We start from the raw sequence: 24,248 nt of genomic DNA, 5'->3' as shown, positions 1-24,248 counted from the left end.
AGAGCCGACTTCAGTCGGCTGCTCCACCAATGCAGCCGACTGAAGTCGGCTCTACCGAAAGGCAGGGGCAGCCGACTGAAGTCGGCTCTACCAAAAGGCAGGAGCGGTCGGCGGCGCTAGCGGGCGGTCAGCGCGCGGGCGATGGCCTCGGCCAGCAGCTCGCCGGTCACCGGCTTGCGCAGGAACCCCTGCATGTCCGCCGCCGCCACCTGCTCGGCGAGATCGGGATCGGTGCGCGCGGTGACCGCCAGCAGGGGCAGGTCGTGGGCCTGGTTGCGCAGGTGCAACGCCAGGTCGAAGCCACTCAGGCCGGGCAGATCGAGGTCCAGCAGACCGATGTCGAAGCGGTCGCCGGCCATTTCGCGCAAGGCCGCGAGCGCATGTTCGGCATGCACCACCTGGTGCCCGCGGGCCGCCAGCAGGCCGGCGATGACCTCGGCCACGGTGGGATCGTCTTCCACCAGCAGGATGCGCAGCGGCGCGGCCGGTACGGCCACCGCGTGCGGCCCCTCGCCATCGGCATGCCCGCTGCCATCCTGAAGCGGCAGGGGCAGCACCACGCTGAAGCACGTCCCGTTGCCCAGCTGGCTGCGCACGGCAATGTCACCGCCCATCGCCACCGCAAGCTCGCGACTGATCGCCAGCCCCAGGCCGCTGCCGCCGTACTGCGCTGCGGTGCGTGCACCGTCGGCCTGCTCATAGCGGCGGAACAACCGTTTCTGCAGTTCGCTGCTGATGCCGGGCCCGGTATCGCTCACGTCGAAGTGCAGGCCCTGCGCGTCGGTGTCGCTGCGTGCGCGCAGGGTGATGCTGCCGCGCTGGGTGAACTTGACCGCATTGCCCAGCAGGTTGAGCAGGATCTGCCGCACCCGCAGCGGATCGCCCTGCGCGCACAGCCCGACGGTCAGCTCATTCTGCAGCCTGAACTGCACGCCCTTCTGCCGAGCCAGCGGCGCGGTGAGCGCCTGGACATCGGCAAGCAGCAGGTTCAGATCGAATAGCTGCGACTGCAGCTCCAACCGCCCCGACTCGATCCGCGCCAGGTCCAGCGCATCGTTCACCAGCAACAGCAGGTGCTCGCCCGCACTGCGGATGGACTCGGCATGGTTGCGCTGGCGCGTGTCCAGCGGCGACGACAGCAGCAGTTCGGTCATGCCAAGCACACCAGTCATCGGCGTGCGGACCTCATGGCCCAGGTTCGCCAGGAAGCGCGTCTTGGCCGCCGAGGCCTGCTCGGCAACCTCCTGCTTATGCACCGCCATCTGGTAGGCATGCCGGCGTTGCAGACGTCGCCGGTACAGCCAGGCAAATCCGCTCAGCAACAGCAGGCCCAGTGCCATCAGCATCAACACACCGGTCACGCTGCGCCACCACGGCGGCAAGACGTCGAACTCCAGCGTCTGCACCTTGGACCATACGTGGTCGGCCGAGCGCGCCTGCACCTCGAGCGCGTAATGACCGGGAGGCAGGCGTGAAAAGACGCGCTCGCCGCCCGCACCGGCATCCACCCAGTCCGGATCGTAGCCGCCCAACCGATACCGGTACACGTTGGACGCCGCATCGCTGAACGACAGCAGCCGGGCCACGATGTGCAGGTCGCGGTCACCATCTTCGATGACCATCGGCGTGGCGTGGGTCAGCTCGACCGTCCGGTCGCCACGGCTGACTTCGACACGCTCGATCACCAGCGGTGCCTGCCGGGTCGGCGGCCCCACCTTGAGTGGATCGAACAGCACCACGCCTGCCGGCGTACCTGCCAGCAGCTGGCCACTGCGGCTGGCCACCAGGGTGTTCTCGCGGAACTCCTGGCTGGGCAATCCATCATGCACGCCATACAGGCGCACGCTGGGCACGCGCGGATCCACCCGCAGCATGCCGCGTGGGCTGCTCGCCCAGACGATGCCCGTTTCGTCCACGGCCAACCCGTTGGCGGCGAGCGCCGGATACCCCTGCACCGCGCCGATCACCCGGTGCCGCTGCAGCGCGCTGCCCGTCCACCGGTGCTGGACCAAGCGCCCATCCTGCGAAAGCCAGACCTGGTCGCCACTGGCAAAGGCCATTGCATGGACCGCCCCCGCAGGACCACCGTCGACCAGGGCGAACACATGCAGGTGCGGATCCCATTCCTGCAGCCCTTGGCTGCCAGCCAGCCAGGGTTGCCCGCGCGGCCCACACTCCAGGCTGATGTTCAGCTGCCCCGCGCGCAGGCCACCCTCACCCAGCGGCACGCCCACCTGCACGCGCCCCTGCAGATCACGTGCCTGCACACCGGTCGGCGACATCGTCCACACCAGCCCGCCACATACCGCGATATCCTGGACATTGCCTTCCATCACCGCGTCGGCTCCGTCATCGCGGCCCCAGCGACGCACGCGTCGGCTGCCAGGTTCATAGCGCGCCAGTGCGTCCATGGAGCCTGTCCACACGTTGCCCTGATCATCCTCGGCGACAGACATCAGCCAGTGGTTGCCATTCACCCAGGTCAGGTGCTGTTCCACCTTGCCCGTGGCCGGGTCCAGCTTGTCCAGTGCACCGTGGCCACCCACGGTCCAGACACCGCCGTCCGCGGCAGCGGCGGTGCCGAGCACGAAGGCGTTGCGCAACGACGCAGGATCATCTTCAAGGCGGGACAGCACCGAGAACTGCCACCAGCGTGGCAGCAGGTGCCACAAGCCGGCGTTGAGGCTGGCCAGCCAGATGCCGCCTTCGCGGTCCTGGAAGGCCCCGCTCCAGTTCGGACGCACCCGCCCCCGTGCCAGCGCGCTGTACAACGGCACCTGTTGGAAGCGCCCTGCCACCCCCCGTCCGAGACCCGACCGGGTATCCAGCCAATAGCCGCCCTGCTCATCGTGCAGCATCATGCCCAGCACCTGGTCGCCAGCGGGCACCGGCCACGGCGCCGGCTCGAAGCGACCATCGGCGTGACGCACGATCACGCTGCCCAGCGTGTTGATCCACAGACTGCCATCGGCATCAGCGGTCATGCCGTTGATCATCGCATCGCCCAGCACGCTGTCCGGCGCGCGTTCGAAATCGTGTCCCGTCCATCTCGCCAGGCCGCGCTTGGTGCCCACCCACAGACTGCCGTCGGGCAGTGTCGCCAGGAAGGGCACGCTGTTGGACGGCAGGCTGCGGTCGTTGCCCTCTTCCGGCAGGAAGCGCTGCAGGGTGTCGTCGGCATCGATGCGGTACAGGCCGCCTTCGTAGGTGCCGAACCAGATCGCCCCGTCCGGCGTGGCCGCCACGCTCCACACGGTGTTGCTGGCCAGCAGCGGCTGGCTGTCACGGTCATAGAAACGCATGACCCGCCGATCAGCGGACAGCCGTACCAGACCTGCGTTTTCAGTCCCTATCCAGAGCTGGTTGCGTGCATCGGCAAGCACCGTCCAGATGCGGTTGTCGCGTAGCCCGTCTTCGGCCCGCCAGATCCGGTAGCTGCGGCCATCGAAGCGGGCGAGCCCGTCATTCGTGGCGATCCACAGATAGCCCAGACGGTCTTCCGCCATCCGGTTGACGGTATTGGACGGCAGGCCATCGAACACGGTCAGCTGCCGCGGCGTCGGCGGAACCGGCTGCGCGCTGGCCGGCAACAGAGCCAGCCATGCCGACAGCAATAGTGCCAACGTCCTACGCAAACGCATTGCCCCTGCCTGCTCCCCGTTGCCACTGGCCCCTGCGCAGCAGGGATGGACACCTCATGCCTGCGGTGCCCGCGACGGCTGATGGCTTGGATGGCATGGTAAACCGAAGGTGGCGGTCTTCACGACGTGGAACCGCCGAAGCGTGAACTCCGTGCCACCTGCGTCACGGGAGGGCGCGACGCAGGCGCGCGCGGGCAATCGCCCCGACCAGCAGGTCGCCCGTCACCGGCTTGCGCAGGAAGCCATCGAATCCGGCGTCCAGCACCTCCGCTTCGGCGTAACTGTCCGAACGGGCGGTCACCGCGATCAACGGGAACCGATGACCCATCGCCCGCAGCTGACGTGCCAGCCCCAGCCCGTCAAGGGCCGGCAGGTCCAGGTCGAGCAACCCGACTTCGAAGGACGACGTCGCCGCCGCCGACAGCGCCGCCAGTCCATGCAGCGCGTGTTCGACCTCATGCCCACGTGCGCTCAGCAGACCCTGGATCACACTAGCGACCGTCGGGTCGTCTTCGACCAGCAGGATCCGCAGGGACGGCAGCACGTCGGGCGAGGGCTGCGCCTCGGGCACGGGCGCCACGTCTTCCGGATGCCACGGCAGCGGCAGCAGCACGCTGAAACGCGCCCCGTGTCCTGGAAGGCTGTCCACGTCGATGGTGCCGCCCATCGCCATGGCAAGCTCCTGGCTGATCGCCAGACCCAGGCCGGATCCCCCGTAGCGCGACGCCGTCCGCGGACCGTCGGCCTGTTCGAATCGCTCGAACAAGCGCGCCTGCTGCTCGACGGCAATGCCCGGGCCGGAGTCCTCCACCTCGAACCGAAGGCCCACGCCGTCGCCGCCGGGACGGACGGATACCCCGACGTGGCCGCGCTCGGTGAACTTGATCGCATTGCCGAGCAGGTTCATCAGCACCTGCCGCACCCGCATCTCATCGCCGCTGACCGATATCGGACCGGTAAACGCCATCTCGCGGCGGAAGGCCAGCCCACGCTGGCGCGCGATGGGCTCCATCAAGGCCTGCACCTGGTCGAACAAGGCATCCAGCGCGAACGGCCGGATGTCCAGTTCCAGCCGACCGGCCTCGATCCGCGCCATGTCCAGCGCATCATTGACCAGCCGCAGCAGATGGGTGCCGGCCTGGTGGATGGCGCCGGCGTAGCTGCGCTGCTGGTCATCCAGCCCGGTGTCCAGCAACAGCTCGCTCATGCCCAGCACGCCGGTCATCGGCGTGCGGACCTCGTGCCCCAGCGTTGCCAGGAAATGGCTCTTCGCCTGCGATGCCTGCTCGGCCAGATGTTGCTTGTGCAGGCTCAACTGCCATTGCTGTCGCCGGCGCAGGCGCAGGCGGACGTACCACGCCACGCCAGCGACCAGCAGGGTCCCACCCACGCCGTAGGCCAGCAGGGCGACACCGCTTCGCCACCAGGGCGGCAGCACCTGCACCTGCAGTGCCTGCACAGGCGTCCAGTCGCCGCCCGCGTGTCGCGCCTGGATCTCGATCTGGAACGCGCCGGACGGCAGCCGCGAGAGCGTGCGCTCGCCATCGGCGGCGGTGACCCAGTTGAGGTCATAGCCCTGCACGCGGAATCGATAGGCATTGCTGCGTGGATTGGCGAAGGACAGCAGCCGCGCGTTGATCTGCAGATCACGGTCGTCCGGCCCCAGCGTGATGGGCGAGCGGGCGGTGACCTCCTGCCAGCCCTCGCCATCGTCGCGGCGCACGCGCACCGAGGCGATGACCAGCTGCGAAGAGGGCAGCGGCGCGTCGGCCGTATCCGGATCAAACCCGACCAGACCGGTCTGCGACACCGCCAGCACGCGTCCGGCAGCGTCCTGTGCCGGCGGGCGGCCGGTGAACTCCGCGTCCGGCAGGCCATCGCGCTCACTGTAGATGCGCAGCTGGCGCTTCCCGGTATCCCAGCGCATCAGTCCGCGCGGGCTGGTCGCCCACAGTTGCCCCGCCGCACCGATCACCAGGCCGCCGATGGACACCGGCAGCACGCCTTCTGCTGCGCCGACCTGCTCACGCAGCGTCAAGCGCTTTCCATCCCAGTCGTAGCGTTCAAACGCCCCCTGGCGCGCCAGCCACAAGCTACGCGGGCCGGCCCAGGCCAGGTCGAAGATGGTGCCGCGCGAGACGCCCGGAATGGCAATGATGCGGTCGTCCTGGAAGCGCAGCACGCCCATGTCACCCACCACCCACAGCTGGCCCTGCGGGTCGAAACGCAGCTGCTCCACCGGCGCCTGGCTGCGGCCGGGCAACGTCGCGCGAGGGAAATCGCGCAGCACGCGTCCCTGCGCGTCGCGCTGCTGCAGGCCGTGATTCATCACCGACAACCACACCGTGCCATCCGGTGCCTGCCGCATCAGATCAATCCGCTGGCGCAGATCGGCACCGCCCTGGATCAGCCAATCGCGATGCGTCCGGCGCTTGGGATCGAACACGGTGATCCGGCCGGCCCGCCCCAGCCACAACGATCCGTCCGGTCGCGGCAGCAGTGACCATATCGCGCCACTGCCGATCTGCTCATCGCTCACCAGCAACGACAGCGTGCCCCCGGCATCGAGCCGATACACCCCGTGCGCGGCGCCCACGAAGAAGTCGGTGCCGTCGCTGGCCACACTGAGCAGGTACTGGCTGTCCAGCGGCTTGCCGTCCAGCTGGAACCAGGTCGAGAAGCGCTTCCAGTCCGGCGGAAGATAGGCCAGGCCCTGCGTCAGCAATCCCACCCAGATGCCGCCTTCATGATCCTGCAGCATGTCCAGCACGCCGCTGTGCGCGGTCAGGAAGCCGCTGCCACTGTCGTGCTCGAGCCGCCGCAGCTGCCGGTCATCACCGCGCAGCAGCCCTTCGGAGCTGCCGACCCAATAGCCGCCCTGGCGATCGTGCAGCATCAGCGCCGCGCGCAGCGTGGCGGCGTGTGACCAGCCTGGTCGCTGCGCCCGGTCGTCGGCGCCGATCACGAACGCACCATCGCCCTGGGTACCTACCAGCACGCTGCCGGCTTCACCGCGGCTGAGCCGCACCACCGACACATCACCCAGCACATCCGCGCCGACACGATCAAACCCGCTGCCATTCCAACGCGCTACGCCCTGCTCGGTCCCCAACCACAGACGTCCGCGCTCGTCGACCACGCTGGAAAAGATCGTGTCGCTCGGCAGACTGTGCGGGTCGGTCGGATCATGCCGGAACCGGCGCAGTTGCCCCGTTTCGTCGCGACGGCACAGGCCGAAGGCACTGGTACCCACCCACAGCGCATTCTCCGCGTCGGCCAGTGTCCAGAACTGACCTTCGCAGGCCGCACTGATGTCGTTGATGACCTCGAAGGCTTGCCGCTCGGGCCCCATGCGGACCAGGCCCACCCCGTTGATGCCCAGCCACAGGCGATCACGGCCGTCGACCAGCATCGTCTCGATCTCATTGCCGGGCAACGAGCCTTCCTGCAGCGGGTCGTTCCGCCAGGTCTGCAGGGAAACCCCGTCATAGCGGGCCAGCCCACCGTCGGTCGCGGCCCACAGATAACCCTGCGCATCCTCGGCCAGCGCCGTCACCATCCGCGACGGGAGCCCTTCGGCCGTACCGATGCGACGCAGGCGGGGCGTCTCCGCGCCGGCGGGTGCCGCCTGCGCTGCTGGCAGCAGCAGGCTGGTGAGCAGCACCAGCAGCAACAGCACCACCCTCTGTCCTTGACGCATGCCCTTCGCCATTCCACTTCCCTGGATAAAACGATTGTCACACAGCCTTGACGAAGCGGCGTGCGGCAGGCTGCTCCGCAGGCCAGCGACGACACGCGCTGGCAGGCACGGTGCCATCCGCACCATGAACTGTTGCAGCCATGTGGCTGCTCGCGAAGCCAGCGGGGTGGGTATGATCGCTGCGTCCCCTGCAGGAGCTGCACGCGTGCTGCTACGTCTTACCCTCAGCCTGTTGTTGTCCGCCCTGCCCGGCCTGGCTGTGGCAGCCGATACGCTCTATCGCCTCGATCCGGTCCACACCCGGGTGCTGTTCGCCATCAAGCACGCAGCCTTTTCGAATGCCTTGGGTACCGTGTCCGGCAGCGAGGGCGAACTGTATTTCAGCCCGGACGACTGGGCAGCCGCGCGGTTGGACGTGCGCGTTCCCATCGCGCACCTGGACCTGGGGGACAGCAAGTGGAACCAGGCCGTCCTGGCGCGCAACCTGCTTGATGGCGAGCGTTTCCCGGAAGCCCGCTTCGTGTCGACCTCCGTACAGCCCATCGACGAAACGCACGCCCGCGTGTTGGGGGATCTGACCCTGCGCGGCGTGACGCGTCCCGTTACGCTGGACGTCACCCTCAATGCGCTCAAGCGCCACCCGCTGCCGCCCTTCCGCCGCACTGCCGGCTTTTCCGCCACCGCCACGCTGAGCCGCCGTGACTTCGGCATCACCGCGTGGTCGAGCGTGATCGGCGATGACGTGCAGCTCCGCCTGGAAGTGGAAGCCGTGCGCGACCGCAAGGGGGACGATGACGCCCCCGACACGGCACCGCCGTCCGGGTCCAAACCCCCGATCGACGCCACGCCGGCGCCCAGGAGCCTGCCATGAGCCGTCCCAATACCCAGCGCTGGGGTGGCGTCAGCCAGACCCTGCACTGGCTGATCGCACTGCTGATCCTCACCCTGGGCATCGTCGGCCTGACCATGGGCGAACTGCCGAAGACGCCGAAGTACTTCTGGGTGTACACCGCCCACAAGTCGCTGGGCATCACCGTGCTGACGCTGGTCGTGCTGCGCTTGGGCTGGCGTCTGTATGCCGGTGCGCCGCCCGCGGTGCCTGGCACGCCGACCTGGCAGGAGCGCATCGCGAGCGTGACCCACGCCTTGCTCTACGTGCTGATGTTCGGCATCCCGCTGTCCGGCTGGATCTACGACTCGGCCAGTGGCCTGCGGCCGTTCCGCTGGTTTGGTCTGGTCGACGTACCCAAGCTGGTCGCGCCGGATCCGCAGACCGTGTCCATTTCCCATGCGATCCACGAATACGGCTTCTGGCTGCTGGTGGCCGTCGTCGCCGCGCATGCCGGTGCCGCGCTCTACCACCACGTTTTCCAGCGTGATGCCACCCTGGTGCGGATGCTTCCGCGCGGCTGGATCTCCTCTCCCCAGAAGGATTGAACGATGACCATCAAACTGACCTCCCCGACAGCCGTTGCTGCCGCCCTGGCGGGCCTGCTTGCCGCCTCCCCGGCCATCGCCGCCGACTACGTGCAGGCACCCGGTTCCACCCTTGCCTTCGCGACCAAGTACGACGGCGAAGTCTTCGCCGGCACCTTCCCGGGCTTCACCACGCAGCTCAGCTTCGACCCGGCCAATCTGGCTGCCGGCAAGCTGGATGTGACGATCCCGCTGGCTGGCGCGAAGAGCGGCAACGCCGACCGCGACTCCACGCTGCAGGGGGCGGATTTCTTCGATGTGGGCAAGTTCGCCACCGCGCATTACCGCGCCAGCGGCTTCCGCGCACTGGGCAACGACAAATACGCTGCGGACGGCACGCTGGAACTGCGCGGCGTCAGCAAGCCGGTCACCCTGACGTTCACCTGGACGCCGGGCGCACAGCCGGTCCTGAAGGGTCAGGCGAGCGTCAAGCGACTGGAATTCGGCGTCGGCGGCGGTGACTGGGCCGATACCAAGACCATCCCGGATGAGACCGCGATCAGCACCGTGGTCAACTTCAAGGCGAAGTGACATCCTGCCATCAGGCTGCGGGCGTCCGGACATCCGGCGTCCGCCGCGCATGGTGCGGCACTACCTACCCGGCCCGCAGCCATCCCGCGAGCGTATGCGCGTCGAACGGCCAGTCCAGCTCGCGTCTGCCGGTGCTGTCACGCAGCACCGGCACCCGCGCGCCATAGCGTGTTTCAAGTTCTGGATCTGCGTCGATGAATACCGACTCGAGCCGGGGCACCCGTGCCTGCGCCAGCACAGCCAGCGCCAGGTCACACAGATGGCAGTCGTCACGCTGGTACAGGATGAACACCGGGCCCGCTCCGTAGGGGTTTGCTGCGCCGCAGCCAAGGAACCGCCGCATCAACCGCTAGAATAGCGGCTTTCCCGGTACCTGCAGCACGGCATCCATGGCAGTCAGCACGTTCGACGTATTCAAGATCGGCATTGGCCCGAGCTCTTCGCACACCGTAGGGCCCATGAAGGCGGCCGAACGGTTCGTGCATCGCTGGCTGATGGATCCGGGCAGACTGCAGGATGTGGTACGCATCCGTGCAGACGTCTACGGATCACTCGCGCTGACCGGGCGCGGCCACGGCACGGACAAAGCCGTGCTGCTGGGACTGGAAGGACAGCGCCCCAACCTGATCGATCCGGACATCATCCCGGCGACGCTGGAGCGTATCCGGACCAGCAAGCGGCTCAACCTGATGGGTCAGCACGAGATCGTGTTCGATGAAAAACGCGATCTGGGACTGAACAAGCGGCAGAAACTGCCTTATCACACCAACGGCATGCGCTTCACCGCTTTCGATGCGAACGACGAGGTGATCGCCACGCGCGACTATTATTCCGTCGGTGGCGGCTTCGTGGTCAACCAGGACGATGCCGCCGATGATCGCATCGTGCCCGATGAGACCCCGCTGCCCTACCCCTTCAAGAGCGGCGACGAACTGTTGGCGCAGACTGCGCGCAGTGGGCTGAGCATCGCCCAGTTGATGTTCGAGAATGAGAAATCCTGGCGCAGCGAGGACGAGATCCGCGAGCTGCTGCGCGAGATCTGGACGGCCATGCAGGCATGCGTGGCACGTGGCATCCGCCAAGAGGGCGTCCTGCCGGGGGGACTGAAGGTGGGCCGACGCGCACCGGCGCTGTATCGCGAGCTGTCATCGAAACCCGAAGCGGCGATGCGTGACCCGCTGACCACGCTGGACTGGGTGAATCTGTACGCCTTGGCGGTGAACGAAGAGAACGCCGCGGGCGGTCGCGTGGTCACGGCACCGACCAATGGCGCGGCGGGCGTTCTGCCATCGGTGCTGCATTACTTCGATCGCTTCTGCCCGGGCGCCAATGAACAGCGCATCTTCGACTTCCTGCTGACGTCGGCGGCGATCGGCATCCTGTACAAGGAAAACGCCTCGATCTCCGGCGCCGAAGTGGGTTGCCAGGGGGAAGTCGGGGTGGCGTGCTCGATGGCGGCCGGCGGGCTGGTCGCGGCGTTGGGCGGCAGTCCCAGCCAGATCGAGAATGCCGCCGAAATCGGCATGGAGCACAACCTCGGGTTGACCTGTGACCCCATTGGCGGACTGGTTCAGATCCCCTGCATCGAACGCAATGCGATGGGGGCGGTGAAGGCGATCAACGCCTCACGCATGGCGATGCGCGGCGACGGCAAGCACAAGGTGTCGCTGGACAAGGTCATCAAGACCATGCGCGATACCGGCCGCGACATGCAGGACAAGTACAAGGAAACCAGCCGCGGCGGCTTGGCGGTCAACGTCATCGAGTGCTGACGGCGGGTGGTGCCGAGCGCGGCTCGGCGCTACCGGATGGATGCGATGGTTCGACAAGGTGATGTTTGGCGCTGCGGTATGCTCGGCCTCCCCTTCCATGGAGACCGCCATGCGCCTGCTGGCCGCCGCCCTGATCGCTTGCTGTCCTGTCGCTGCTACTGCCGCGGATGTCTACGGCCCCCGCCTGGAGGGGTTTGATTACCCCTATCCGGTAAAGACGTTCGCATTGGAATCCCAGCGCCAGTCGCTGGAGATGGCTTACCTGGACGTCGCTCCAGCGCGGTCACCGATTGGCACCGTGGTGCTGCTGCATGGGAAGAACTTCTGCGCCGCCACGTGGCAGGAGACCATCAAGCCGTTGCTTGATGCCGGATACCGGGTCATCGCACCGGACCAGATCGGCTTCTGCCGGTCCAGCAAGCCTGCCGGCTACCAGTATTCGTTCGGCCAATTGGCGGCCAACACCCATGCCCTGCTTGAGCAGCTGGGCGTGCAGCGGGCGCATATCGTCGGCCATTCGATGGGCGGCATGCTGGCCGCGCGCTATGCGCTGCTGTATCCGCAGGCCACCCAGTCGCTGTCACTGGTCAATCCGATCGGACTGGAAGACTGGAAAGCCCTCGGCGTGCCGTGGCGCAGTGTCGATGCGTGGTATTCCAACGAGTTGAAGACAACCTTCGATTCGATCAAGAAGTACCAGCTGGACGTTTACTACAGCGGCGACTGGCAACCCTCGTTCGAACACTGGGCGCGCATGCAGGCCGGCATGTACGCCGGCGCAGGCAAAGAGGCGGTGGCCTGGAGCCAGGCGCTGACCTCGGACATGGTGTTCAACCAGCCGGTGGTGTACGAACTGAAGAACATCCGCGTGCCGACCACGCTGTACATCGGCCAGAAGGATCGCACCGCGATCGGTCGCGACCAGGCGCCCCCTGCGCTCAAGGCCAAGCTGGGCAATTACCCGCTGTTGGGCAAGGCCGCCGCAGCGGCCATACCCGGTGCACAGCTGGTGGAGTTCGCCGACCTGGGGCATTCGCCACAGGTGCAGGATCCGGCGCGCTTCAATGCTGCGCTGTTGCGGTCACTGGAGGCGCACCGGTAATTCATGCAGCGGGCACGCGCTCGGCGTGCCCGCGTACAGAGGAGACGATCAGCGCGCGATCGCGGTCACGCCAACGCCGGTGAAGTCCGCCTCTCCGACCACCTTCAGATACCACGTGCCAGCGCTCGGTGCGCTGACGATGATCACCTCCGCATTGCCTGCCCGGCGCGAGCGGTATTGGGCGTCATCGACGGTGGGTTCCACGCCGGCCGAAGCATACAGACTGACGTCCCCTCGCCCCCCCAGCGTGCGCAGGTTGATGCTGCGGGTACCTGCGGGCACATCGAAGCGGTAGCTGACCGAATCGCCGGCAGCACCGTTGATCGCAACGCTGGTCACGCCGTTCTGCAGACTGGGCAGGGGCAACGGGTTGCCCAGTGCCAACTGTACGGCGCGCCCCGCGTCGGCCAGGCCTGCGCCGATCGGGCGGGCCGCTGGCGGCGCGACCGGGAACACGCGGGCCGAATCAACCAGCATCTGCCGCACCTGTGCGGGCGTCAGCGCGGGGCGGCCGGCGCCCACCGCCGCGGACTGCATCAACGCTACGATGCCCGCCACATGAGGTGACGCCATCGACGTGCCCATCATGCCGACCACGGCGTCATCGCCAGGAACGGTGGTACCTGCGTTGCTGGTAGACCAGATGTTGCCTTTCGCTATACCGCCGCTGTTGTCTGTGTCACCGCCCGGTGCGGCGAGCGTGACCGTGGGGCCAAAATTGCTGTAGCTGGCAATCCGCCCACCGACGCCGGTCGCCCCGACCGAAATGACGTTACGGCAACTGGCCGGGCTGAACCCGGCGGCATCGGCGCCCTGATTGCCGGCCTCCACCACCACCGTGGTGCCTTGCGCGACAGCGAAATCGATAGCCTCCTGCGTAACCGGGTCGTCCGTGCAGGCGCCGCTGCCGCCCAGGCTCATGTTGATCACGTCGGCTGGCGTCGGGTTGGCGGGGACGCCCTCGATCGTGCCGCCCGCAGCCCACACGATCGCGTCGGCGATATCGGAGGTAAATCCGCCACAGTGACCGAGCACCCGGACGGGTTGCACCTTCGCGCCCCAGGCGGTCCCGGCGACGTCACGCCCGTTGTTGGTCATCGCCGCTACCGTGCCGGCCACATGGGTGCCGTGCCAGGTGCTGTCCCGGGTGCTGCCACACCAGGGCATCGACGCGTCGGTCCAGTCACCCGGGTCCGACGCATCCGGGTCGCGCCCATCGCCGTCACCGGCAATATCCCAATCGTCTTCGGACTGACCATACGAAGACACGAAGTCGTAGCCCGGCAGCAGGTTGTCCTTCAAGTCAGCATGTGGCCTGTAACCGGTGTCCAGCACCGCTACCACCACACCTTCGCCAGTGCTTTCACCCCATGCCTCGGGCCCGTGGATGCCCCCGATCGTATTAAGCAGATCCCACTGGTAGATCGGCAGCTGCGGATCGTTCGGCATGACATCCGCCGCATACTTCAGGGTGTCCAGCTGCGCATAAGCGACATCCGGATCCTGGCGCAGCTGCTTCAACAGCGCCTGCGCTTCGTTGCTGGCCAACCGGCGTGAGCTGCTGACGATGTCCGCCCCGGTCGCAGTGCGGCGTACGCTGTGCAGCGCGAACGCAGTATTGGTGGAGGCAACCGCCATCCCGCGCGCCACTGCCGAGTTCAAGCTGACCGTCACCCGGCCCCGGTCGCGGGCTGGCGCGCTGCCAGGCTTGTATTTGACGATCAAACGAGTGGAGGTATCACCTGCGTTGGCAGCAGGCAGTGACCGCAGCGGCATGACGCGTTGCTCGATGGCTGCCACCGGCGCGGCCAAGGTGATGAGCGCAATACTGGCGGCCACGGCACACGCGCAGTGGGAAACGTACGATTTTTTCATGATGTTCCTTCAAGAGAAATGCAGAGGGTGCGGAAGCGCGTCATCAGAGGTCGATACCGAAGCCGATGCCGGCTGAACGGTCACTGCCGCTGAACGCGCCGCCCAGGCTGATGCTGGCGCGCTCGCCTACCTGCTTGCCGTAGCCAACGGACAGCGCCTGCTCACCGTTCTGCCAACCGGCGCCCACCGCCACGCGACCACGGGGGCTACGGCTGCCCGATGCGTTGATGGCCATGTTCATCATGGCGCTGCTCATTGCGGCCTGCCGGTCGATGCGACGGTCCTGCTGGCGCAGACGCTGATCCACACCCTGTGACAGATCGAGGAAGCGGTCGTCCAACTCCTTGTAACGCGAGTCCGTGTAACTGCGGGCCGATGCCAGGGTCTGTGCGTCGCCTGCATTGACCTGACCGACATTGGCCGCATCGGTGTCTGCCGTGCCCGTACCTACGTGAGTGACGCGACGTGGCTGAGCGTCGGTGCCCACCGACACCGTTCCGGTCTCATCGGCGACGGAACCCTTACCGATGGCCACCGAATCTGGCGCACTGCCAGCAGCGATCAAGCCGTTATCCGGATCGACACCGCCGCCACCGCCACCGACGGGAGGAGGCGTAACGCCGGTTTCAAGCGCACCCACTCGCGTGTCCAGCTTGCCCAGTGCGTTGTCGAGTGCTCCAAAGGCCCCTCCGACATTGTCGTAACCCGCCCCGCCTATCGTATAAACCGGCCTCACCAGCATGCCGTCGGTGCCAAGTTGCGCGCCACCGCCCAACGCATGCGCAACACCTTGCAACTGCGAGACATTGACGGCGTCCCGGTCAGCGATACCCGCCTTGAGGTTGCTGATGGTGGTGCCCTGCTCGCCGCCCAAGCCGATGCGCGCCTTGTCTTCATCGTCGTAGCGCACTGCCGTGGCGGTGACCTCGCCGACATCGGCCATGGCTGAATCGAGCTGACGCTTGTTGACCGCATCGGTCGCCTCGGTCCCGTCGGCAACGTTGGTGATCTGTCGTTCGGCCCCGACGCTGCCCACCGACACGGCGTTCGGGCGATCAGCTACTGAGCCGGTTCCCAATGCGACGGCATTTTCCGCCGTGGCGCTGCTGAGTCTGCCAAGCGCGATCGAGCCTTCGCCGGATGACACCGCGCTGTCTCCGATGGCCATGGCGAAGTCTCCCGGCGCTCGTGATTGCTCACCAATAGCGAGTGAATCCATGCCCAGCGCTGATGCCCATGTGCCGAGCGCAATTGCGCCAGGCGCGCCAGCCGTGGAGTACGCACCAATCGCCACAGACCGGTTGCCTTCGGCATTCGTCCAGCGGCCCACCGCTATCGAGCTCTCACCATTGGCGCTGGACAAGTACCCCAGGGCGGTGGATCCGATCGCGTCGGCTGTCGACAGTGCCCCCACGGCGGTCCCGTTCTCGGCGTTGGCGCGGCTGACGTAGCCAATGGACACGCTGTTGTCAGCCAGTGCGCCCGCAGAGCGCCCCAAGGCAGTGGAATTGGCTCCGGTCGCCTGACTGCGCTGTCCCACCGCAACTGCACTCGGCACCGTGGCCTGGGCATCACCGCCCACCGCCACCGCCCCGTCGCCACGCGCCGTGGCGCCTCCACCGAATGCCGCCGCCAGCGTGCCATCGGCGCTCGCGCCGGCCCCTACGGCGGCTGCCGATACTCCCAGCGCCGTGCTGGCCGCACCCACTGCAACGGTGCGCTCGCCGTAAGCAAGCGACTGCGCACCCGCTGCGATTGCGCCCTCTCCCAACGCATTGCTCTGGTAGCCCGCAGCGCTTGCCCCGTCACCTTCCGCAATCGCCTGCGGCCCGACCGCCATGGCACCGTCACCGCTGGCCAGCGGATCCTCACTGCCATCGGTCACCGAATCCACCGCCAGGAAGCGCGTCGTTCCCGCCTTCGCTTCCACTGCCTTCAGCTGGGCCACGTTGACTGCATCGAAATCTTCCGTACCGGCCGCCACATCGGTGATCTGCCGCTGCATCACCCCGTGGGCGTCGTCCAGGATGTCGAACCACTCCTGCGATGCGCCCACCGACACCGCATTGGGCCGCGTCGCCAGCGATCCGTAGCCGAGGGCCACGCTGCCGGTGGCCTGCTCCTGCGTCCAGGCGTTGCCGATGGCGACACTGCGATCTGCATACGCAATCGCCATGGTGCCTATTCCGGTCGCGTATTCCCCATGCGTGTAAGACAGCTTGCCCACGGCAACACTGCCCAGGCCATCGGACACGCTGGAACCGCCCAATGCCATTGCCGCGCTGCCGGTGGCCTTGGCGCCGGCACCCAGCGCGACGGCCTGGAACGCGCCGGCCTGGCTGCTGTCACCCAGGGCCACGCCAAACGCCCCGCTCGCCGCCGCGCGAGTTCCGACCGCCAGCGCACTCCATTCCGACGCCTGTGCGTTCGAGCCCAGTGCCATCGACGACAAGCCCGTGGCCCGAGCCTGCGGACCCAGCGCGGTGGCATTGGCATAATCGGCCAGGCTGTTGGCACCGATGGCGATGTTGTTGCTCAACGTCGCGGGATTTTCCGTACCCATCGCACGCGCGTTGCTGCCCAGCGCGATGCTGTTGGCCCCCGTGGTGACGGCCTGCTGGCCGATAGCCGTGCTGTTGTTGCCCTGGGCCCTGCTGTCCGCACCAATGCCCACCGCACGGTCGCCGAAGGCGGCGCTCAGCGCCCCCAAGGCAACCGCATCGCTGCCCAGCGCGCGCGCAGACTGGCCTACGGCCATGCTGTTGCTGCCGCTCGCTTGGGTGTTTTCCGCCACGCACAGATCACACACGTACTGACCGCCGATGGCGATCGCGCCATCGCCGCTGGCGGTGGCCAGGTACCCCGTGGCGACGCCACGGAAACCCGATGCGCTGGCGCTGGTACCCAGCGCGACTGCCCCGTTGCCGGCGGCTTGGCTGTCCATGCCGATGGCGGTGGAGAAATCCCCCTCTGCCGCGGACTGCAATCCCACGGCAATGCCGGCGGCGCCCTTCGCGTGCGACTGCGTACCCAGCGCCACCGAACTGTTGCCCTCGGCGTTGGCCAGCCCACCAGTGGCCACGCTGGCGTACCCACTGGACGACGACTGCGAGCCCACCGCGACCGCACCGGCACCGGATGCTGTGCTGCCATCGCCGACCGCGATGGCAGACTGCGCCGAAGCGACTGCCCCCGTACCCAGCGCGATCGCATTGGTCGCCTGCGCCTGGGCCATCACACCCACTGCCAAAGCACCGTCACCGCTTGCGCTCGCATCGTCGCTCCCATCGTCCTTGCCATCGACATCCACATAACCCGAGGCAGTGGACGTGGTGGGCAGTGGTGAGGCGTCCGATGCCATCGACGCCCACGCCGGCACCAACAACGCACCGGCTACCAGGCAACGCACCACGCGTCGCCTCTGGCCTGTCCCGCGGCCCGGCGAGGCCAGCTCCGAGGCCACGACCAGTTGCTGTAGCGAGCGGCTCCACACACGACTGAAAATCCTGTTCATTCATCACCTGATGAGTTGAAGGGCAAGGCACTCCCGTCCCGCAGGCAGGCAGCGCAAGGCGCTGCACTGGATCGCAGGTCCAGAAGCAGAAGGTGTGCACGTCCCAGCAACTTGAATGCGCGAAAACTGAAAGCGCGCTGCGACGGCGCGGATGAACGTACGGTTCAGCTGCAATCGTTGTCACGCACGCAACCTCACCAAATACTCGCCATTTCTCACCGTCACCCGCGACGACGCATGTCATGACGAGTCAGTACGCACCGCGTTCCCTTTCCCCCGCCGAGACGACGCAGCGGCCTTGGGCGACGCTACCCAGCGCATGCTCCGGCCGGCTGTTCGTGCAGCTGCAGCTGCTGCTGTTGCTGCACGCAGGCGTGCAGCTGCTGGATGGGGGATCGATGCTGTCCGTACGCCCGTTGCCCCCGCACTGGATGCCGGACCTGTTGATGGCCTTGCTGGCAACGACCACCGCCGTGCTGTGCGCGACGTGGGTTGCGGCGGGACGCGTGCGGTCGGGTGTGGGCACGCTGGTGGCTGTAAGCCTTGTCAGCAGCCTGTCCGCCGCGCATTGGATAGGCGTTTCGACCGCTGCGCTGCATCCTGTCACCTTGCTTTTACTGCCGCTGCTGGCGGGCCTTGCGGCAGGAAGGGCCGCGCTCTGGTCCGTCTGGTTCGCCCTGGTCTGCCTGCTGGCACTGAACAGAGAAACCATGCCGCTGCCGTGGGCGGCGGGATACACCCTGCTGACGCTGGGCATCGATGGCGCGCTACGGATGCACACCGTAGAGCGGACACGCCAGCACCACGACGCCGCGCGGGTGCAGCAGGAGGTGGCACGTTGCAAGCAGCTGCGGGCACGTCTGCATCGCGCCGAAAAGCTGGCGGTAATTGGCCGCTTGAACCGGGGCATCGCCCACGATTTCAATCACGTCCTGGCGCTTTTGCAGGGCTTCTGCGACCAGGCGCAGCGCCGTTCGATGCAGCTGCCGCCGCACGAGGAACTGGACAATACCCTGCAGGGAATGAACCAGGCGGTACAGCTCGGCGAACATCTGAGTGGTGCGCTGCTGCGCGTCAGTCGCCTGGATGACATGCGCCCTGAGCGGTTTGACGCAGGCTGCGCGCTGCTGCAGCTGCGGCCGCTGCTGGAGCCGCTTTTCATCAACCGCAGCCAACTGCGTCCGCTGCACATCAGCAGTACGGCAAGCCTGCACATGGACCGCAGCGAGTTCGCGCTGATGATCCTGAATCTGGTAATCAATGCACGCGATGCGCTGCGACCCGCGTCGGCCGACCATGTGCGCATCGCGCTGGACCGGCACGGCGATCAGGTAGAAATATCGGTCCGCGACAGCGGCCGCGGCATGCACGCGCTGCAACGACAGCGGCTGTTCGATCCCCTTTACAGCGGTCGGACGTCGGGGCGCGGCCACGGGCTAGGGCTGATGCTGGTGCAGGAGCGGGTGACCGCCTACGGGGGCACGATCAGCGTGCACAGCGCGTTGGGCGAAGGCACCGACGTGCGACTGCGGCTGCCTGCCGCCTAGGGCGCGAACACGTAGCCCTGGCCGTGTACGGCAAGCAAGGGAAAGCGATGGCCGCTGGCGGCCGCTATCTTGCGCCGCAGACGATGGATCAGCGAGTCGAGCCGATGCGGATCAAACGTATGCACATCACCTGTCAGCAGGGCGATCAGTGCATCGCGGCCCACGACTTCACCGCTGCGAGCGATCAGGCAGTGCAACAGCGGGCGCTCACTGCGGGTGAGCGCCATCGTGCGGCCGCAGGGAGCCAGCAGGCGCCAGCCGTCCGCGTCCAACTGCCATCTTCCGGTCAGCGCGTGCTCCTGCGTGGCACCTGCGTGGCTATCGGCCAAGCGCCGGCCCACGCTGTGCAGCGTGGCCGCCAGCAACTCGATCTTCACCGGCTTGACCAGATAGGCATCGGCGCCGTCGACCAGGCCACGCACCTGGTCGGCCAAGGCACGGCGGCCGGTCAGCATGACGATCCCGACACCGGGCAGCTGTAACCGCAGCGAGGGCGCCAGCTCGAAGCCGTCAGCGTCTGGCAGACCCGGATCCAGCACGATGAGGTCCGGAACCGCCACCCGCAGTGCCTCCTGCAGCGCCGCCGCCGTGCCGACACCGTGGGCCTGGAAGCCGTGCTCGCGCAGTCCCGGCAGCAGGATGCGCTCACGCAGAAGACCGTCATCTTCGACAACGATCAGCCGCAACGCGGAAGAATCAGATGGGTGCACGTGCTGCCCTTCAACAGATCAACGCACTGCATCCTAGCCCAGCGATCAGCCTCACCTGCCAACGCCAATCGACGTCCGCGCGATGCGCAGCACGTCGTCCAGCAATGCCGCGGCGGTCACCTCAGCGCCCGCGCCAGGCCCCTGGATCAGAAGGGGTTGTTCGCGATAGCGGTCGCTGTGGATCGCGACACGGTTATCGGTTCCCGCGCCGAGCGCCAGCGGATGGTCAACAGGCAACGCCTGCACGCCCACCTGCGCCGTGCCACGCTCGATGCAGCCGATGAAACGCAGTCGCCGGCCTGCGTCTTCGGCCTGCCGCCAGCGCGCGTGGATGCCTGCATCCAGCAGCTGCAACTGCGCCAGTGCCTCGGCCGACGACAGGGCAGCCAGGCCGGCGGGCACCAGCGACGTCACCTGGACCTGGCTGGCGTCCATGGCCAGGCCGCAGGCGCGCGCCAGGATCAGCAGCTTGCGGCGAACGTCTTCACCGGAAAGATCTTCACGGGGATCCGGCTCGGTGTAGCCCGCTGCCACCGCCTCACGCACGGCGACGGAAAACGGCTGACGGCCATCGTAACGATTGAACAACCACGCCAGCGATCCGGACAGGACACCTTCGATGCGATGGATGCGGTCGCCTCCTTCCACCAATGCACGCAGGCTGCTCAGCAACGGCAGTCCGGCACCGACAGTGGCACTGTCGCCGTAGACCGCACCGGTGTCGGTGCAGCCCCGATGGATCTGCTGCGCGCGTTCCAGCTGCGCGCCCTGCCCCAGCTTGTTGGCGGTGACCACGTGCACCCCCCGCGCTACCCACGGGGCGTGCTCGGCGGCCACAAGGTCGCTCGCCGTGGCATCGACCACCACGTCACCGGCACGCAGCGTGTCGGCGTGCGACCACGGCAATGCGCCGACGGTCCGCTGCGGCGCACTGCGCACCTGCTCCAGCGATTCCGCCGGATCGGCAGTGCAGGCCAGCGTGGTACGCGAATTGGCCAGCCACTGCAGCGCAGGCAGCTGGGCGCCACCGGCCCGTAGCGCCTGATAGCGGGTGACGAAGGCAGTACCGACCGTGCCCGTACCCAACAGGGCCAGGCGCGCGGTCTGCGGCGGGGTGCATCTGGCGAGCAGCGCATTCATGCGTCGACAGCCTGTTTCCGGCCTGCGCCCGCAGTGACCACCGTCGCCGCACGCTCCAGCGCCAAGGTCAGGTCGACCAGCAGGTCACGCTCGGATTCGATGCCGACCGACAGGCGCAGCAGACCCTCGCTGATGCCGGCAGCCTGACGCGCCTCGACGCTCATTGCCGCGTGCGTCATGGTGGCCGGATGCGCCACCAGGCTCTCTACACCCCCCAGCGACTCGGCCAGCGTGAAGTACCGCAGGCCGTCGACGAAGGCGCGCACCGCCGCATGCGGGTCGTCGCCTTCGCACTGGACCAGCTCGAACGACAGCATCGCGCCGAATCCACTCTGCTGCCGCGCCGCGATCGCATGGCCGGGATGGTCCGCCAGGCCGGGGTAGTACACCTGCGCCACGGCCGGATGGTCCGCCAGCAGCGACACGATGGCCGCCGTGTTTTCCTGGTGCACGCGCAGGCGCGCGTCCAGCGTGCGCAGCCCGCGCAGGGTCAGGAAGGCGTCGAACGGCGAGCCGGTCAAGCCGAGCGCGTTGGCCCACCAGGTCAACTGCTGTGCCAGTTCGGGATCACGCGCCACGACCGCTCCACCGACGACATCACTGTGACCATTGATGTACTTGGTGGTCGAGTGCAGCACCAGGTCAGCACCAAACGCCAGTGGCTGCTGCAGCGCCGGCGACAGGAACGTGTTGTCGACCACGACCCGCGCGCCGGCTTTGTGCGCGGCATCGATCACGAAGCGCAGGTCGGTGATGCGCAGCAGCGGGTTGGACGGCGTTTCCACCAGCACCAGTTTCGGCGAGGTGGCCAGGGCCTGTGCCAGCGAGCGCGGGTCGGTCAGGTCGGCAGTGACCAGCTTGAACTGGCCTTTGCCGGCCAACGCGTTGAACAGGCGCCAGCTGCCGCCGTACGCGTCATGCGGCACCACCAGCGTGTCGTCCGGTCCCAGCAGTGCCTGCAGGACCAGGTTGATCGCGCCCATGCCGGTCGCCGTCACCACGCCACCCGCACCGCCTTCGAGTTCGGCCAGTGCCTCGCCCAGCAGGTCGCGGGTCGGGTTGCCACTGCGCGTGTAGTCGTATTGCCGCTTGTTGTTGAAGCCATCGAAGCTGAAGTTCGAGGACAGCACGATCGGCGGTGTCACCGCACCGTGTGCCGTATCGCGGTCAATGCCGGCGCGGACGGCGGCCGTGGTGCGACTACAGGGCAGTGCAGCGTTATCGGAGCGGCTCATGCGGTTTCTCCCGGGATGCGGATGGCGTTGGCGAGGATCGCGTCGATGCGATCGGTTTCTTTGAGGAAGGCGTCGTGGCCGTAAGGCGAGCGCAGCACGCGCAGACTGCCGCGCGGACCCAGGCCTTCAACCAGGCTGACAAGATCGGCCAGCGGTACCAGCCGATCACCTTCCACGGCGACGACCACGGTCGGCAGCAACAGCTGCGCCGGATCGATGCGATGCAGGTCGATGGATTCAGACAGGCGCAGCCACGCGATGACCGGTGTGCGCGCGACGTACTGCGCGGCAGCCGCATCCAGATAATCTTCGGCAGCGACACGCACGCGCCCATTGATGACTTCCGGGGCCGCATCGAAGCGTTCACTGAACTCTTCCGGCGTGCGGTAGCTCAGCATGGCGAACTGGCGGGCGAGTGCGAGGCCGTTCTCGTCGCTGCACTGCAGCTGGCCCAGCGCGACGGCACGGCGCTGCAGAGCGCGCCAGGCGGCAGCGTAAGGATGTGCCCGATGCGCGCCGCTGACCACGACCAGACGCTGCACGCGTTGGCGGTGGCGCAGACCGAACTGCTGCGCAACCAATGCGCCGTAGGAATAGCCGACAAAGGCCTGCAGCTGCGCGATGGCCAACTGATCCAGCAGGATCGCCAGCGCGTCGGCCTGGTCGGCGGTGTCGATCGGTACGTCCAACGCGCCGTCGGCGCCGATGAAGTCGAACGCCAGAATGCGCAGCACCTGCGGATCCAGCGTGCGGCCCGAGCCGACCAGTCCCTCGGCCCAGCCTTTTTCGCTGAACTGCGCATTGGCCGCGACATGGCGGTTGGCGGAGATGCCGCCGGCCAGCACCACGACGGGCGCATCGGCGGGGCCGACGCATTCATAGCGCAGGCGGATGGCGCGTGGTCCCGCGTGGCGCATGTCCAGCACCGCGGCCAATTCGCCGCGCACGGCATGCACGCGGTCTTCTACCGGCACGCTGACGGGGACAAAGGATTCGGAACGGAGGGCAGTGGCGGGGGCGAAGCTCATGGCGGTATCCAATAAGGGAAACATTCCCGAGGAGTGGCCATCGAGCCTTCGCAGGGCTCGCGTCCAAGCGGCACCCACGGGTGCACGCTCGAACCATCTTCCGGTAGACACGACAGTCCCCGCAGGATTTGGCACCTACGCCGACGCTTGCGCGCCTGCGGGCTGCCCCGGCTTCAAAGGGCCTGTCCCTCTGCCGGTCTCGATGGTGGAGCCACGATGCCAGCAGATTTTCGACCTGTCAATCCCTTCATGCGGATGAAGAGATGGACGCCGAGCGCTGCAGCCTTGGGTCCGTACGGCACGGTCGGGCCTGCTAGAGTCCGACGTCCCCCCTTTTCGGCCGCTTCATGCGTCGCCTGCTGCTCTGCCCCGTCCTGCTGCCATTGTTGGCCCTGTCCAGCCCTGCCTCTGACTGGCGCAGTGGCTGGGGACTGACGGCTGGCGGGCACGACGCACCCGTCGCCTACCAGCTTCCGTTCGATGAACGACGCTTCAGTGTCGGTCAGGCGCCCGAGGGCCGGTTCAGCCACCGCGATGCGGAGAACCGCTACGCCGTGGATTTCACCCTGCCCGAAGGCACGCCGGTGCTTGCTGCCCGCGCCGGACGCGTCACCCGCGTGCAGTCAGGCTTCAGCGGCAACGGACTGGCACCGCGCGACCGCGAACGGGCGAACTATGTCCGCATCACCCACGACGACGGCAGCATGGCCGTGTACGCCCACCTGCTGCAGGACGGTGTCACGGTGCGCGAAGGCCAGTACGTGGACGCCGGCCAGCGCATCGCCCTGTCCGGCAACACCGGCTACAGCACCGCTCCGCACCTTCACTTTGCCGTCCAGGTACAGCAGGGCACCCAACTGCACTCCATCCCAGTGCGCATCGTCACCCCCCGCGGCGAACTCCACTTCCCAAAAGGGGACGGAGGGGATTAAGACGCATCTGGCCTCCGACATGGCCAGATGCGTCTTAATCCCCTC

Annotated in this window: 15 protein-coding genes, 1 pseudogene and 1 riboswitch; of the genes and pseudogenes, 7 read left to right on the top strand and 9 right to left on the bottom strand. The window is 67.3% G+C overall.

Translation table 11 applies throughout. The features are described from left to right. Positions 1 to 116 precede the first annotated feature (116 nt). Both IFT65_RS03470 and IFT65_RS03465 read right to left on the bottom strand, forming a co-directional pair. Positions 117 to 3,641 carry an ATP-binding protein gene (locus tag IFT65_RS03470; RefSeq protein WP_192080224.1) on the bottom strand — a complete coding sequence of 1,175 codons (3,525 nt, stop codon included), beginning with the start codon at positions 3,639 to 3,641 and terminating at the stop codon, positions 117 to 119. Between the two features lie 163 nt (positions 3,642 to 3,804). Next, on the bottom strand, positions 3,805 to 7,341 hold the full coding sequence (locus IFT65_RS03465; RefSeq protein ID WP_249405034.1) for an ATP-binding protein: 3,537 nt from the start codon (positions 7,339 to 7,341) through the stop codon (positions 3,805 to 3,807). A 229-nt stretch (positions 7,342 to 7,570) separates the two neighbouring features. On the opposite strand from IFT65_RS03465, the gene IFT65_RS03460 reads away from it, so the two are divergent. From IFT65_RS03460 to IFT65_RS03450, 3 genes are read left to right on the top strand one after another with little or no spacing between them, the layout of a single operon-like run. Continuing rightward, positions 7,571 to 8,212: a YceI family protein gene (locus IFT65_RS03460; RefSeq protein ID WP_249405049.1), complete on the top strand. Its 642-nt coding sequence runs from the start codon at positions 7,571 to 7,573 to the stop codon at positions 8,210 to 8,212. Next, positions 8,209 to 8,778 (top strand): cytochrome b, encoded by a 570-nt coding sequence (locus IFT65_RS03455; protein WP_192080221.1) that lies wholly within the window; start codon positions 8,209 to 8,211, stop codon positions 8,776 to 8,778. The genes IFT65_RS03460 and IFT65_RS03455 overlap by 4 nt, the downstream gene beginning before the upstream one ends. Positions 8,779 to 8,781: 3 nt before the next feature. Continuing rightward, a complete protein-coding gene (locus tag IFT65_RS03450) occupies positions 8,782 to 9,348 on the top strand; it encodes a YceI family protein (RefSeq protein WP_192080219.1) in 567 nt (188 codons plus the stop codon). Positions 9,349 to 9,412: 64 nt separating this feature from the next. Here the strand turns inward: IFT65_RS03450 and IFT65_RS03445 are convergent, their stop codons facing one another. Continuing rightward, the gene (locus tag IFT65_RS03445) at positions 9,413 to 9,640 is read right to left on the bottom strand and encodes a glutaredoxin family protein (RefSeq protein WP_192080217.1); all 228 of its coding nucleotides are present in this window, start codon (positions 9,638 to 9,640) and stop codon (positions 9,413 to 9,415) included. A gap of 97 nt (positions 9,641 to 9,737) precedes the next feature. Here IFT65_RS03445 and IFT65_RS03440 point away from each other — a divergent pair, with 97 nt between their 5' ends. Then, positions 9,738 to 11,120: an L-serine ammonia-lyase gene (locus IFT65_RS03440; RefSeq protein ID WP_192080215.1), complete on the top strand. Its 1,383-nt coding sequence runs from the start codon at positions 9,738 to 9,740 to the stop codon at positions 11,118 to 11,120. 109 nt (positions 11,121 to 11,229) lie between these two features. Continuing rightward, positions 11,230 to 12,222 carry an alpha/beta hydrolase gene (locus IFT65_RS03435; protein ID WP_192080213.1) on the top strand — a complete coding sequence of 331 codons (993 nt, stop codon included), beginning with the start codon at positions 11,230 to 11,232 and terminating at the stop codon, positions 12,220 to 12,222. 48 nt (positions 12,223 to 12,270) lie between these two features. Here IFT65_RS03435 and IFT65_RS03430 read toward each other — a convergent pair whose 3' ends face one another. Beyond that, entirely contained in the window at positions 12,271 to 14,097 is a 1,827-nt protein-coding gene (locus tag IFT65_RS03430; RefSeq protein WP_192080211.1) for a S8 family peptidase, read from the bottom strand. Between the two features lie 43 nt (positions 14,098 to 14,140). Beyond that, positions 14,141 to 17,611 (bottom strand): ESPR-type extended signal peptide-containing protein, encoded by a 3,471-nt coding sequence (locus IFT65_RS03425; protein WP_192080209.1) that lies wholly within the window; start codon positions 17,609 to 17,611, stop codon positions 14,141 to 14,143. Between the two features lie 242 nt (positions 17,612 to 17,853). Between IFT65_RS03425 and IFT65_RS03420 the strand changes: the two genes are divergently transcribed. Then, a complete protein-coding gene (locus IFT65_RS03420) occupies positions 17,854 to 19,158 on the top strand; it encodes a HAMP domain-containing sensor histidine kinase (protein WP_192080207.1) in 1,305 nt (434 codons plus the stop codon). Here IFT65_RS03420 and IFT65_RS03415 read toward each other — a convergent pair. The 4 genes from IFT65_RS03415 to IFT65_RS03400 are packed head-to-tail and all read right to left on the bottom strand — an operon-like array spanning position 19,155 to position 23,271. Then, positions 19,155 to 19,868, bottom strand: coding sequence for a response regulator transcription factor (locus IFT65_RS03415; protein ID WP_342365839.1), 714 nt, complete (start codon positions 19,866 to 19,868; stop codon positions 19,155 to 19,157). The genes IFT65_RS03420 and IFT65_RS03415 overlap by 4 nt on opposite strands. A 51-nt stretch (positions 19,869 to 19,919) precedes the next feature. Further along, positions 19,920 to 21,008, bottom strand: a complete 1,089-nt coding sequence (locus IFT65_RS03410) for a homoserine dehydrogenase (protein ID WP_192080205.1) — start codon at positions 21,006 to 21,008, stop codon at positions 19,920 to 19,922. Beyond that, the gene (locus IFT65_RS03405) at positions 21,005 to 22,243 is read right to left on the bottom strand and encodes an O-succinylhomoserine (thiol)-lyase (RefSeq protein ID WP_192080203.1); all 1,239 of its coding nucleotides are present in this window, start codon (positions 22,241 to 22,243) and stop codon (positions 21,005 to 21,007) included. The genes IFT65_RS03410 and IFT65_RS03405 overlap by 4 nt, the downstream gene beginning before the upstream one ends. Further along, complete coding sequence (locus IFT65_RS03400; RefSeq protein WP_192080201.1) at positions 22,240 to 23,271, bottom strand: homoserine O-succinyltransferase; 1,032 nt, start codon at positions 23,269 to 23,271, stop codon at positions 22,240 to 22,242. The genes IFT65_RS03405 and IFT65_RS03400 overlap by 4 nt, the downstream gene beginning before the upstream one ends. 90 nt (positions 23,272 to 23,361) lie before the next feature. Next, positions 23,362 to 23,480, bottom strand: a riboswitch (SAM riboswitch). A 249-nt stretch (positions 23,481 to 23,729) separates the two neighbouring features. Here IFT65_RS03400 and IFT65_RS03395 point away from each other — a divergent pair. Then, a pseudogene (locus IFT65_RS03395) lies at positions 23,730 to 24,203 on the top strand (M23 family metallopeptidase); the annotation flags it as partial. Positions 24,204 to 24,248 lie beyond the last annotated feature (45 nt).

This window comes from Stenotrophomonas sp. CFBP 13725 (assembly GCF_014841935.1).
Taxonomy (GTDB): Bacteria; Pseudomonadota; Gammaproteobacteria; order Xanthomonadales; family Xanthomonadaceae; genus Stenotrophomonas.
This window is presented reverse-complemented; position numbering and strand designations above follow the sequence as displayed.